This is a genomic window from Streptosporangium sp. NPDC023963, assembly GCF_040639135.1.
GTDB lineage: Bacteria > Actinomycetota > Actinomycetes > Streptosporangiales > Streptosporangiaceae > Streptosporangium.
Genome location: NZ_JBEZZK010000021.1, coordinates 13981 through 26982 on the forward strand (window position 1 = coordinate 13981; position 13002 = coordinate 26982).

The 13002-nt window shown below is 70.8% G+C and carries 10 protein-coding genes; 5 read left to right on the forward strand and 5 right to left on the reverse strand.

From position 1 onward, the window contains the following. Positions 1–181 precede the first annotated feature (181 nt). Complete coding sequence (locus tag AB0F88_RS38850; RefSeq protein ID WP_362696095.1) at positions 182–997, forward strand: DUF3027 domain-containing protein; 816 nt, start codon at positions 182–184, stop codon at positions 995–997. 186 nt (positions 998–1183) lie between these two features. Then, complete coding sequence (locus AB0F88_RS38855; protein ID WP_362696097.1) at positions 1184–4471, forward strand: hypothetical protein; 3288 nt, start codon at positions 1184–1186, stop codon at positions 4469–4471. Positions 4472–4496: 25 nt separating this feature from the next. Here the strand turns inward: AB0F88_RS38855 and AB0F88_RS38860 are convergent, their stop codons facing one another. Next, positions 4497–4757 (reverse strand): DUF2530 domain-containing protein, encoded by a 261-nt coding sequence (locus tag AB0F88_RS38860; RefSeq protein ID WP_362696099.1) that lies wholly within the window; start codon positions 4755–4757, stop codon positions 4497–4499. Positions 4758–4960: 203 nt separating this feature from the next. Here AB0F88_RS38860 and AB0F88_RS38865 point away from each other — a divergent pair, with 203 nt between their 5' ends. Next, positions 4961–6355 carry an NCS2 family permease gene (locus tag AB0F88_RS38865; protein ID WP_362696101.1) on the forward strand — a complete coding sequence of 465 codons (1395 nt, stop codon included), beginning with the start codon at positions 4961–4963 and terminating at the stop codon, positions 6353–6355. Positions 6356–6454: 99 nt separating this feature from the next. Here AB0F88_RS38865 and AB0F88_RS38870 read toward each other — a convergent pair whose 3' ends face one another. Continuing rightward, entirely contained in the window at positions 6455–7489 is a 1035-nt protein-coding gene (locus tag AB0F88_RS38870) for a hypothetical protein (protein ID WP_362696103.1), read from the reverse strand. 153 nt (positions 7490–7642) lie between these two features. On the opposite strand from AB0F88_RS38870, the gene AB0F88_RS38875 reads away from it, so the two are divergent. Next, the gene (locus tag AB0F88_RS38875; RefSeq protein ID WP_362696105.1) at positions 7643–7819 is read left to right on the forward strand and encodes a hypothetical protein; all 177 of its coding nucleotides are present in this window, start codon (positions 7643–7645) and stop codon (positions 7817–7819) included. A gap of 177 nt (positions 7820–7996) precedes the next feature. Here AB0F88_RS38875 and AB0F88_RS38880 read toward each other — a convergent pair whose 3' ends face one another. The 3 genes from AB0F88_RS38880 to AB0F88_RS38890 form a co-directional block, all read right to left on the reverse strand. After that, positions 7997–9502: an ATP-binding protein gene (locus AB0F88_RS38880; RefSeq protein ID WP_362696107.1), complete on the reverse strand. Its 1506-nt coding sequence runs from the start codon at positions 9500–9502 to the stop codon at positions 7997–7999. Positions 9503–9864: 362 nt separating this feature from the next. Then, positions 9865–10872: a hypothetical protein gene (locus AB0F88_RS38885; RefSeq protein WP_362696109.1), complete on the reverse strand. Its 1008-nt coding sequence runs from the start codon at positions 10870–10872 to the stop codon at positions 9865–9867. Between the two features lie 466 nt (positions 10873–11338). Beyond that, positions 11339–11965 (reverse strand): hypothetical protein, encoded by a 627-nt coding sequence (locus tag AB0F88_RS38890; protein ID WP_362696111.1) that lies wholly within the window; start codon positions 11963–11965, stop codon positions 11339–11341. A gap of 529 nt (positions 11966–12494) precedes the next feature. On the opposite strand from AB0F88_RS38890, the gene AB0F88_RS38895 reads away from it, so the two are divergent. After that, on the forward strand, positions 12495–12950 hold the full coding sequence (locus tag AB0F88_RS38895; protein ID WP_362696113.1) for a MarR family transcriptional regulator: 456 nt from the start codon (positions 12495–12497) through the stop codon (positions 12948–12950). Positions 12951–13002: the final 52 nt, after the last annotated feature.

The following is a 13002-nucleotide window of genomic DNA, read 5'->3' on the forward strand; positions in this document are numbered from 1 at the left end:
GTATCCAGTCATACCCGAAGGGCGGGTGAGTTGTCCGGTGCGCTAGGTCACTCGGTGGACGATGGGATGTCCACGGTGCCGTTCGCTCCGGTCATGGGCGAGAATGAACTGTGAGCGCAGTGAGCGAGCGAGCCAGTAGGGACAGCAGCCGTCGTGCTGCGAGGCTGACGGGAGACGACTCGTGAGCCGGACTCGATCCCGCGCCGTGGTCCTTGACCAGGCGTGCGTCGCGGCCGTCGACCTGGCCAGAGCCGCGGTCGAGGAGAACGTCAGGCCCGGAGAGGTGGGCGACCACCTCGGGGTCGAGGGCGAGGGAGACCGCGTCGTCACCCATTACTTCGCCTGTCTCGACCGTGCCTACCGGGGTTGGCGCTGGGCCGTCACGGTCGCCCGGGCCTCGCGGGCGCGCAACGTGACGGTCAGCGAGGTCGTCCTCCTGCCCGGCGCGGGGGCCCTGATGCCGCCGCAGTGGGTGCCGTGGAGCGAGCGGCTCCTGCCCGGCGACCTCGGCGTGGGCGATCTGCTGCCCACCTCCGACGACGACGACAGGCTCGCGCCCGGTTTCACCGAGACCGACGACGACTCCGACCACCAGATGATCTTCGAGTACGGCCTCGGACGGGCCCGGGTGCTCTCCCCGATCGGCCGCGACCGCGCCGTGCGGCGCTGGCACTCCGGCGAGTCGGGGCCGCACACCCCGCTCGCGCACGCCGCGCCCGCCCAGTGCTCCACCTGCGGCTTCTACTGGCCGCTCGCGGGCGCGCTGCGCACCGGCTTCGGGGTCTGCGCGAACGAGTACGCCCCCGACGACGGGCGGGTGGTCGCCGCCGACCACGGCTGCGGGGCGCACTCCGAGGCGGCCGTGCTGCCGCACCAGGTCGAGCCGACCTCTCCGATCCTCGACGACCTCTCCTACGACACCGCGGAGAACGGCGCGGAGCCGGATCTGGCCGGATCGGTGGACGACACCGCCTCCGAGCCGCTCGGTCACTCCTGACCCGGCGCCGCAGGGCCGTTCCCAACCCGGGGCACCGGGTCCATCCCGCCCCGCCGCCGTCCCGGCGGCACACCCGGCCTTCGCGGCCGGGCGCCGCTCCCGTGGAGTCCCGGCCGCCTCGGCCGTCCAGGCCGTTCCGGCCGGGACGCCCGGCCGTTCGGGGCATCGACCTTTGGAAGCATCGCCTTGACTGACATCTTCGGCACCGAACGACTGCGCTCCGCCGTCCTGGCCGCCTGGACCGCCTCGCCGGCCCGTTTCCGCGAGGACGCCAACGCGGAGGAGGACTTCGCGCTCGGCGGCTACCGTGACCGGCTGATCGTCGAGCTGGCCCAGAACGCCGCCGACGCCGCGCTCCGCGCCGGGGTGCCCGGGCGGCTCCGTCTCTCGCTGCGCGAGGGCGTGCTGTCGGCGGCCAACACCGGCGCCCCGGTCGACGGGGCCGGGATCGAGGGTCTGTCCACGCTGCGCGTCTCCGCCAAGCGCGACGACACCCACGCGGCCGGCCGGTTCGGCGTCGGGTTCGCGGCCGTGGTGTCGGTCTGCGACGAGCCGGTGATCGGCTCGCTCGGTTCCGGGGTCGTCCGCTGGTCCCGCGACCAGACCGCCGCCCTGGTGGCCGCCGAGCCCGAGCTGGCCAAGGAGCTGGCCGAGCGCGGCGGGCACGTCCCGCTGCTGCGCCTGCCCTTCCCCGCGGGCCCGGTCGAGATCCCCGCCGGGTTCGACACGCTCGTGCGGCTGCCGCTCCGTGACGAGGCGGCCGAGGAGGCCGTACGGGGGATGCTGAGGGAGACCAGCCCCGCCCTGCTGCTCGGCCTGCCCGCCCTGGAGTCGATCGAGGTCGACGTGGACGGCGAGACGCGGACCGTCACCTCCGAGGGCTGGAAGGTCGTCTCGGCCTCCGGCCGGTTCACCCCCGAGCAGGTGGCCGAGCTGTTCGCCGACCGTCCGACCGAGGAGCGCTCCCGGCCGCACTGGCTGGTCCGCTGGGCCGTACCCGTCACCGGTCCCGGGTCCGCCGGTTCCGTCACCGGGTCCGGGTCCGTCACCGGTTCTGGATCCGCCGGGTTCGCGCCCGCCGCCGGTTCCGCGTCCGCCGGTTCCACGGGCGGCGCCCCGGGCGGGACCGCGGCCGCTTCGCGCCAGGCGACGCCGGTCGGGGAGCCCCGGCCGCTGCCCGCCCTGGTGCCGCCCGTGGTGCACGCGCCCACGCCGAGCGACGAGCCGCTGGACCTGCCCGCGCTGCTGATCGCCTCGTTCCCGATGGCCACCGACCGGCGGCACGTCGCGCCGGGTCCGCTGGCCGACTTCCTGGTCGAGCGGGCCGCCGACACCTATCTGGAGCTGCTCGCCGGGCTGCCCCGCACGCCCCGGCTCCTCGACCTCGTCCCCGGCATGATGGGCAAGGGCGAACTCGACGCCCGCATCCGCCGGGCGATCCTGCGCAGGCTCCCCGACGCCCCGCTGCTCCCCGCGCTCTCCCCGCCCGCCGACCCGGCCTCGACGGGCAGGGCGGGCGGTTCCGGTGCCTCGCTCCTGCTTCCCGACCCCTCCGAGGCGGCCGCCGGAGCCGGCGGGGCCGGTGGCGCCTCCCCGGCCCCGCTCTCCGACGGCGAGGAACCGGTCGTCTCCGGGCGGCAGGCCTCCGTGGTCGCGGCCCCGGCCGAGCTGCTGGAGCGGGTCGCCCCCATGATCCCCGGGCTGCTGCCCGCGGGGTGGCCGTCCCGGCATCCGGCGATCACCGCGCTCGGTGTCAGCCGGGTGCAACTCTCCGAGATCGTGGATATGCTCTCCGGCGACGCCGTCAAGGACAGGGACCCGGCCTGGTGGCGGTCGTTGTACGAGGTGCTGCCCGCCGACGACCCCGAGGCCCTCGGCGCGCTGCCGGTGCCGCTGGCCGACGGCCGCCTGGTCAGGGGGCCGCGCGGCACGCTGCTGCTCACCGACGGCTCCGCGCTGGACCCGGCCGTCCTCGGCCCGCTCGGGCTGCGCGTGGTGCACCCGGACGCGGCCCACCCCCTCCTGCTCAGGCTCGGCGCGGGCGAGGCCACTCCCCGCACCGTCCTGGAGGACCCGCTGACGCGTTCCGCCGTCTCGGAGTCGCTCGACAGCCCCGACTCCGAGCCGGTGGCCCAGGCGGTGCTCGCGCTGGTCGACGCCGCAGGGCTGACCGCGGGCGACGCCCCCTGGCTGTCCGAGTTGGCGCTGCGCGGCGCCGACGGCGAGCTGTACCCGGCGGGCGAGCTGCTCCTCGCCGACGGGTCGCTGGCCGGGCTGCTCGACACGGAGACGCACTTCGGCACGGCCGCTCCCGAGCTGGTGGAGCGGTACGGCCCCCGGGTGCTCGCCGCGGCGGGGGTGCTCGACGGCTTCGCCGTGGTCAACGACTCCGACGTCATGATCGACCCGGACGAGTGCGACCACGACCTGGATCGCGAGGACGAGTGGCTGGAGACCGTCCTCGACCTGCTGCCCGAGATGGACGTGCCGCCGGTCGCCCGGGAGTTCTCCGCCGTACGCGACCTGGAGTACGTCGCCGACTGGCCCGCCGCCCTCGCCCTGCTGTCGCGCCCGCCGCTCCGCTCGGTGCTGCACCCGCTGCGGATCCTGGTGGCGGGGGAGGTCGTGGAGGTGCCGTCCTACACCGCCTGGTGGCTCTCCACGCACCCTGTGCTCGCCGGCAGGCGTCCCACGGAGCTGCGGCTCCCCGCGGGCGACCCGCTGCTGTTCGGCCTGTACGGCGACGCTCCGGCCGTCGTCGACGAGGCCGCGCTGGCGATGATCGGCGTCCGGAGCACGCTGGCCGACCTGCTCGCCTCCCACGGCGGTCCCGACGAGCTGCTCGACCTGCTGGGCGACCCCGCGGTGGAGGTCGACCGTGCCCAGCTCCGCTCCCTGTGGGTGGCCCTCGCCGGTGTCGACCCCGCCCGCGTCGGGCCCCCGCGCGCCGTGCGCGCCGTCCTCGGTGACGCGGTCGTCGCCGTCGACGCGGAGGACGGCCGGGTGCTGTCCACCGGCACCGAGGTCGAAGGCGCGGGCGAGCCGGTCGTGGTCGAGGCGCCGGACCTGCTGCCGCTCGTCGCGGGCCGGCCGCTGATCCTGGCCCCGTTCGACCTGGCCGAGGCGCTGTCGGAGCTGCTCGACCTGCCGCTGGCGGGGGAGGAGGCCGCGGGTGAGGTGACGTCCTCGGGCGAGACGCGCGACGTCCCGCCCGCCGTACGGTCGCTGCTGCCGACCGCGCCCGCGACCTACGTGGAGCACGAGAGGCTGCTGGTGGACGGCGTCCCCGCGGCCTGGCGGTTCTTCGAGGGCACGGTGCACGCCTCGGGGGTGGAGGGACTGGCGCGCGGGCTCGCCTGGGCGTCCGGCCAGTGGGGTGACCGGCTCGCGGTGGCGGCGCTGCTGCGCGATCCGGCGGCGGTGCCGCTGCTGCTCGCCGAGGCCGACCTGGACAGCTGGACCGCCTCGACCTAGACGATCGCCCGGCCGCGCCCGGGACTCACAGGATCGCGGTGGTCGGCTCGATCGGCTCTTCGGGCGGGGGCGGTGGGCGGCGGTTGCGGCGGCGTACGTACCAGAGGCCGAAAAGGCCGCCGCAGATGCCCGACACGCAGGTCCAGATCCACCAGCGGTACTCGGGATCCGGCTGCGCGACCAGGAGCACGACCAGGGCGATGACCCACAGGCCCGTACCCGTGAGGATCGTGAGCGTGTCGTTGGTCTTCAACGGCTGCAGATCCGGACGTCGTGGCTGGTTCACGCGCTCCAGACTAGGCGACGACGTCTCACTGTTCGCAAAACGGATTACGTCAAGACGCGAATCCATCTCGAAAGCATCACCATCACCAGCCGGGTCTTCCGAGACGGGAGGCCCGCTGTCACTCTGCGTGAGTGAAAGATGTTAAAACCACCCAAATAAGTGGAATTGACCGTTTCTTCTTCATCTCTGACCGTGGCTCGTCCGTGGGCCGGGAGGTGCGCGGCGGGTTCGCCACGTTCTTCACGATGGCCTACATCGTGGTGCTCAATCCCTTGATCATCGCTACCGTCAAGGACGCCGAGGGCCAGTTCATCGGCGACGGGAGCACGCCCAACATCCCGCTCGTCGCGGCCGGCACCGCCCTCGTGGCCGGACTGCTCAGCATCCTGATGGGGGTCATCGGCAAGGTCCCCTTCGCGATGGCCGCGGGTCTCGGCCTGAACGCCTTCGTCACCTACGGCATCGCCTCGCAGATGTCCTGGGAGTCGGCGATGGGCCTGGTGTTCCTGGAGGGCGTGATCATCGCGCTCCTGGTGCTGACCGGGTTCAGAACCGCCGTGTTCAACGCCATCCCACCCCAGCTGAAGACGGCGATCAGCGTCGGCATCGGCCTGTTCATCGCGCTGATCGGTTTCGTGGACGCCGGCTTCGTCCGCCGGGTGGCGGCCGGGCCGCCGCTGGAACTCGGCATCGCGGGCTCGCTGACCAGCTGGCCGATCTTCGTCTTCGTGGCCGGTCTGCTGCTGATCGTGCTGCTGGTGGCGCGCCAGACCAAGGGCGCCATCCTGATCGGCATCATCGCCACCACCGTCCTCGCGATCATCGTCGAGGCCGTCGCCAAGGTCGGAGCCTCGGTGACGCCGGGCCAGCCGCCGAACCCCGCGGGCTGGCAGCTCGTCGTCCCCCGGCTGCCCGAGCAGATCTTCGGCTTCAACAACCCGCTGGTGCTGTTCAGGGAGTTCGACCCGATCGGCGCCTTCGGCTCCGTCTCGGTCGTCCTGGCCCTGCTGCTCGTCTTCACCCTGCTGATCACCGACTTCTTCGACACCATGGGCACGATCGTGGGCGTCGGCGGACAGGCCGGGCTGATCAAGGAGGACGGCACCCTGCCCAGGACCCGCGAGATCCTCCTCGTCGACTCGATCGGCGCGGCGGCCGGAGGCGCTGCCTCCGTCTCCTCCAACACGACCTACATCGAGTCGGCGGCGGGTGTCGGCGAGGGCGCCCGCACCGGTCTCGCCAGCGTCGTGACCGGCGTGCTGTTCCTGCTGGCCATCTTCGTCTCGCCGCTCGTCGCCGTCGTCCCCTACGAGGCCGCCGCCCCCGCCCTGGTCGTGGTCGGCTTCCTGATGATGACCGCCATCCGCGAGATCGACTTCACCGACTACGAGATCTCCATCCCGGCGTTCCTCACGATCGTCCTGATGCCGTTCACGTACTCGATCGCGACCGGTATCGGCGCCGGCTTCGTCACCTTCGTGCTGATCAAGGCGATCAAGGGCAAGGCCCGTGAGGTCCACCCGCTGATGTGGACGGTCGCGGGGCTGTTCGTGATCTATTTCGCGCTCGGCCCGATCAAGGCGCTGCTGAACCTCTGAGCAGCGAGCCCGAGGCCGTCATGGTGATGGTGGAACCGATCGCCATGACGGCCTCCGACGGGGGATCGGGTCAGTGGATGAACCATTCCCCGGTGGGCCTCAGTCCTTGCAGGGGGGATCGGTGATGCGGGAGAGATCCACGACCGTGTAGCGCCCGCCTCCGCTCTTCCAGAACACGATCGGCCGGTCCGTCACCGTCGCGCCCAATCTGATCTCGTTCCAGTCCTCCGGAGCCTTGGTCCGGTCGGGGAAGCCGAGCAGCGCGGCCCTCCGGCTGCACCGGTCGTACAACTGGGCCGAGGTCCCGAGTTGACTGCCGCCCCACCTGCCGTCACCGGGGACGGTCGGAGGCCAGAGGAAGACGAACCTATCTCGAATCGTCGGCACGAGGGTCAAAGGTTCCCCGGGAACGGTCGTACGTCCGGAGCCGTCCACCCGCTGGATGGTGGCCTTTCCCGCCTCATGGGGCCGGGGCGTGACCTGTCCCACGCACCATACGGGCCCGCAGTTCAGAAACTCGACGTCGTCTCCGCGCTGCGCCTTCCTCTCCTGGCGAGTGACCAGATTGACGACGGTCCGTTGTCGCCTGTCGTACGCCCAGGGCCAGGAAGTGACATTGAGATCGCGATCGGGAAAGATCTGCCTGATCTCGTCTCCGGCGAGGGAAGCACTCCAGATACCCTTGAAATCCCGCCAGATCACAAGATCATCGATGATCTCGAAGTTGTTAACATGGCCCTGCCCGGTGGTCGGCAGCCGGGCCGTCATCTTCATCGGACCGCCTGATCGAGGAATGCTCCAAAGCTCCACGCGGGGTTTCCCCCCGTACTGCGAGCCTGGTCTGTAGCGATTGATCAGCAAGATTATGTGCGTGGCGTTGATGGTCATGGGCGAGAGGTGGATGTCGAAGCACTCGTCGCAGGACGCCCACTTCGGTGTTGTGGCCAGGACACGCTGGCGTCCTGTGCGGACGTCGAGGCTCAGGAACGCCGTACGACGTTCTCCGGCCATTACGAGGATCTCGTCGGCGCTCAACATCGCGACAGGCCGTACGGTGCGGCCGTCCTTGAGCTTGTGGGGCACGGTGAGGAGCGCTTCCGGCCACACGTCCTCGATGGGGGCGAGCGCCGGCACCGTGGGAAGCGGTTCGGGCCGTTCGGGGGGTTGGTGTGACGTGCAGGCGGTTCCCGCACCGGCAAGCAGTGCCAGCGCCAGGACGAACCGTCTCATGCCACGCTGAGGCTTCACCTGGTGTCAGACGGATCAAGGCCGATGATGGTTCCGAAGATGCTCTCGGACACATCGATAGCGACCGGTATCGGCGAGGGATTCGTCACCTTCGTGCTGATCAAAGCTGTCAAGGGCAGGGCCCGTGAGGTTCATCCGCTGAGGTGGACGGTCGCGGGGCTGTTCGTCGTCCACATCGCGCTGGGGCCGGCCAAGATTCTGCTCAACCTGGGCTGAGCAGCAACCCGAAAGTCGTCATGGCGGTCCAGGAAAGTGATGACCATGACGGCCTTCTCGCGTTCTCGTCCACCGTGTCGAAGAGCGGAACCGCAGCGGGCGGATCGTGGTCGCTGAGTGGCGGTCGCGTCAGGAATTCCGTCTGTGGCCCGAGGCCCGTGATTTCCTGGTTCCAGCTCATGCCGGCAGGACGGTGGGTTCCGTTTTTCCGAAGAGGGTTGGCAGGTCCACGAGGAGGACGTCACCACGGCGGCGTGCGATCGTCACGAGGTCGGGGTGGAAGCCCTCCAAGGAGAAGATCGCCAGCCGGGTGGAGGTGACGTCATGCCCCTGGCTTCGGAGGATCTCCTTCAGTCGGTCGAGCCGTTCCAGGTCTACGGGGCCTCGCCTTACAAGAGTGGCCTCCGCCTCCCCGATGAGTCCCACCGTGGCGCGGCCGGACCTCCGGTCCAGGGCGATGACGTCGATCTCGTGTTTGGCCCGGCCGCCTTGATCGTTGATCACTGTCGAGGCGATCGTGCTCGTTCCCGCGCGGAGGGAGGGGTCGGTGTGACGGCGGAGCCATTCGCGTGAGCATTCCTCGAAATGAGGGCCCAGGATGCGAGAGATGAAGGTGGGCTGGGATTCGCGCCATGCCTGGGCGGAACCGCCCGTCTCGATCAGGTCCCGTTTCGGAACGGTGATCAGGTTGTGGAAGCGGATGATGGGATCCGCGACGGTGATCACCGGACGGCGCTCCCAGAGCGGGTCGGTCGAGTAGTCGAGGTATCCCGAACTCGTCAGCATCTCAAGCGGACGGGTCAGGGACGTGCGATCACGTTCGACCAGTCCGCCGATCTTTGTTGGGCTGGTGGCGCCGGTGGCGACCGCGTTGATGATCGCGTAATGGAGTGAGCTCCCGGTGAACCGCGGGTCCTCCCGCAGCAGGTACTCGGCCTCGCTGCGGGAGAAGAGCGCCTGGCCGGGATTGAGAACCGTCGCCGGGATCCAGGTGTCGAACTCCTGCGGGGTCTGAGGCGAAGGTGACGAGGTCAGGTTGCGGTATCCGGGAGATCCGCCGAGCGTGGCGTGCAGTCGCAGGGCCGTCGCCGGATCGTCGACGCCCCAGTGCCGGGCGGTGGTAGCCAGATCGAACGGCTGGAGACGCATGTCGACGGCCGCCCGCCCGCGCAGTGCCTTCGTACCGGAGAGGAGGTCGTTCATCACGGACATGGCCGATCCGCAGACGATCACTCGTCCGCCCTCGTGGCCGTGACCGGTCTGTGAACGGTCGTAGAGCAGTTGGAGCAGGCCGGGAAGCTCCGGAGAGTGCGTCATCCAGTAGGGCAACTCATCGATGACCAGCAGTCCGGAGGCGCCGCGTCGTCGCATGGTCAGGCTGATCGCCGAGTCGAGGAGAGACTCCCAGCCGGCGTCGTCGCGGAAGAGGCCGGAGCTCACTCCCGTATACCGCGCGAGGTCGTCGGCGAATCGCCGCCGCGCGGTCACCGTGCCCTCTTCGGCGACGGCGGAGACATAGAGGCCGTCCATCGCGTCGGCCAGTGTGCGGAGGAGATAGCTCTTGCCGACCCGCCGCCGTCCTGACAGGACCCCCAGCCGCAGATGGGGGTCGGGATGCGTGACGAACTCGGTGAGCATGGACCACTCGGAGTCGCGGGCAAGCAGACGGGACGGCTTGAGCACTAAGGTCTCCTAAACTGTAGGCTTTGAAGCCTACAGTTTAGGAAGCGGTCATGCGTGGATCGTTGAAACGATCTTTCTTGGGAGTGTCTTCCAGTACTTGCTGGGGAGTGTCTTCCCGTACTTGACGGCCATCGGGTCGATGCTCGTCTCTCTGCCTTCGTGCTGGTCAAGGCCGTTAAGGATGGGGCATGTGAGGTTCACCCGCTGATGTGGAGGGGCGTGGAGGTGTTCGTGATCTACTTCGCGATCGACCTGCCACCTGATCTGACGGTGAAATCGATCATCGTTCGCCGGGACAGGCCCCCGCGTCCTCCGGCCGGGTGGTCGCCGCGCCGGGGGCTTTCCCGGCCGGCGGGTGGCTCTCAGTGCCTCGTCCAGATCCAGGCCGTGCTGTTCTCGTCGGCCGCGGGCTCGCCGCCGACCCCGATCACCTGGTTGCTGCCCGGAACCAGCGCGAGGTCGAAGACGGCGGGGGCCTTCTGGGTGCCGGGGTTTTTTTCGTACGTCCAGCTCTCGCCGTCGTAGTGGAGCAGGATCCGGTCGTCCGTGTAGTCCCAGTAGTGGGCGGCGACCCAGGCTCCGTCGTGCCCGTCGGGGGCCACAGCGGAGAAGTGGACGAACCTCGCCGGCCCGTCGACCACGTTCCACCGCCGTCCGTCCCAGCGGACAACGACCGCCGCCGCCCTGTCGCGGCCGATCGCCCACGCCTCGTCCGCGGAGACCACCGCGATGTCCTCCAGCTCGGCCTTCCTCTCCACCAATGGCAGCGGCATCGGCACGGTGTTCCAGCGGTCACCGTCCCAGCGCATGACGACCCCGCCGCCGTCCGGCTCTCGCCCCAGCGCCCACACGTCGCGTGGTCCCACGGCGCCGAACGCGTGGATCCCGACACCGGGTGGCAGGGAGAAGTCCGACCAGCCGGTCCCCGACCATCGTCTGAGGAAGGGGCGCCGGGACTCGGGGTTCGTGGCGTCGGTGCCCTTGGTCGTCCCGGAGATCCACACGTCGCGCGGCCCGGCGACGACGGCCGCTTCCAGCAGGTGCCGGCGGGAACCGCGCAGCCCGCCCATGTTCGCCCACCCGCCACCGGTCCGGCGCCACGCGCCCGCGGCGCCGAAGACCCAGACGTTGTCTCCGGACGAGGCGGACACCGCCTTCACGGGGAACAGCCCCTCGGGAGGGGTGACAGGGCGCCAGGTACGGCCGTTCCAGTGCACGAGGTGCGCGACCGGGTCACCCTCGCCGACGTTGCCCACCGCCCAGGCGTCATCGGGGGAGAGCGCGACCACCCCGTCCATCGTGGCACCCGCTCCGGGCAGTGTGGTCTCCCTCCAGACGCCCATGGTCGGGGCGGGTGTCGGATGGTTCACCCCGGGTATCCACGGCGACGGTTTCACGCCGGACGGCTCCGTCGCCGTGGGCGGGCGTCCGGATGCGCCGGCCGGGCCGGATGCGCCTGCCGGACTGGATGTTCCGGCCTGGTCGGCCGTGCCGGACGCGCCGCACGCCGTCACGGAGAGCGCCAGCAATGCCGACACCAGCGATCGCCTCATGAGAAGAAGATCCCATGGACGGCGGTCGTTATCAGGCGGTCCGGCCGGACGGCGTTATCTGGCGGTCCGGCCGGACGGCGTTATCTGGCGGTCCGGCCGGACGGCGACCTCGCGGCCTTCCCGAATGCCGTCCCGCTCGACGGCCCCTTCCCGTGCGCCGTCTGCTCAACGCCCCCTGCCCGCGCCATTGCCCGCGCCGTCGTGCTCAGCGCCCTCTGGGGCCACGGCCCACGTGCCGCCCCGCTCAAGGTTCTCCGGCCGGACCCGTGTGCCCGTCGTGCTGCTAACGCCCTCTGGGGCCACCGGGGAGCAACCCCGCGGGGCCGACGGGGAGCAATCCCGCGCGGTACGCCTTGAGGACGGCGTCGGATTCGGCCTGGGTGAGCGTGCCGGCGGTGACGGCCGCCTTCAGCCGCTCGGCAATGGCCGCCTCGGCCTCGGCGCCGCGTTGCCGGTGGAGCGTCTCCAGCGCGGCGGTGACCTTGTCCGCCGTGAGACCGAGCTTGGCGGCCAGAGCCTCGGCCTTGTCCCGTACGGCGGCCCGCCCGGCCTCCTTCGGTGGGGCGGCCCGCTCGGCGTCCTTGGGCGGGCGGCCCGGTCCGCCTTCCTCGCGGAGCTCCTCCAGGGCCGCGGTGACCTTGGCCTCGTCGACACCGAGGGCCTCGGCGAGCTTGGCGGCCAGTTCCCCGTGGTCGCCGCGGACGTCGTGGCCGCCAGGGCCGCCGTGGCCACCGTGGCCACCGCGCGGGCCGTGCTCGGCGCCGTCGTGGCCGGTACCGGGGGTCGCCGGGGAGGAGAGCGACGGCGTGGGGGTGGGGCTGGTCGCCCAGGCCGCCACGGGGACGGCCAGCCCGCCGACCAGAGCGGTGCCGGCGCCGACGACGATGATCATGCGCTTGGTGCGGTTCATACGACTCCTAGTCCGATGTGAAGCACCTACCGAACCGATGGTCGGGCGACCAGATGAGACCCCCGTCATCCCTGTCTGAGAATCCGATGAGATCCGGGGCCCGCGCGTCGGCCGACCGCTCCGGCGGGCGGAATCCCGTCCGGCCGGTCGCCCCGGTCGTCCCGGTCACCTCGGTCGCCCCGGTCACCGGGAGCGCGGGGCGGCCGGTCCCCCGCCGGAGCGCGGGAGCACGAAGAGATAAAATGGCGATCCTGGTGTACGAGGCGCCCCGTTGAGGGCCTTCCCGTCGAGGGACCTCGGCCCGTCGAGGGACCTCGGCTTTCGCAAGGGGGAGTACGGCCAGACCCGCCGGTGCTTCCGGCGGGCACCCGCGCGCGGCGAACCCCTGGGTTTCCGGGGGAGGCGCTCGGGGCGGGGTTGGCGATCCCCCATCCGTCTGGCACGCTGTACGGCCCGCGCCGAGAAGGAAACCCGCTGGAGGGAATCACGTGCACACGTATATAGTTAGCAAAGGTAATGACCTACGCTAATGAACAACCCCAGGAAGGACCACGTCGCGAACCTGCGCAGCGACGCCGGTCTGGCTTCGGCTCTGCGCGTGTCGCTGGCACGGCTGAACAGACGCCTGCGCAGGCAGGCCGCGGTGCACTCGCTGACGCCCACCCAGCTCGCGACGCTCGCCGCCGTAGAACGGCATTCCGGGATAACCCCCGGCGAATTGGCCGAGCTGGAGAAGGTCCAGCCGCCCTCGATGACCCGCGTGATCGCCGTGCTGGCCGAGCGGGAGCTGGTGTCACGTACACCGCACCCGACCGATCGGCGCCAGGTGACCGTGGGCGTGACCGAGCAGGGCTCAACCCTGCTGAGGGAGGAGCGTCGCCTCAAGGAGGCGTGGCTGACGCAGCGGCTGAAGGAGCTGACACCCGAGGAGAGGGCCACGCTCCGGCAGGCGGCTCCGATACTGGAGAAGCTCAGCCGGATCTAGCCGACCCCGAGGAACCCGAGGCCCCGGCGGCCCCGCGCGGCGCCGGGGCATC

Coding starts and splice junctions, on each gene's coding strand:
- AB0F88_RS38875 (WP_362696105.1), top strand. CDS start 7,643: ATGCTCTCGGACACATCGATAGCGACCGGTATCGGCGAGGGATTCGTC.
- AB0F88_RS38890 (WP_362696111.1), bottom strand. CDS start 11,965: ATGAACCGCACCAAGCGCATGATCATCGTCGTCGGCGCCGGCACCGCT.
- AB0F88_RS38895 (WP_362696113.1), top strand. CDS start 12,495: ATGAACAACCCCAGGAAGGACCACGTCGCGAACCTGCGCAGCGACGCC.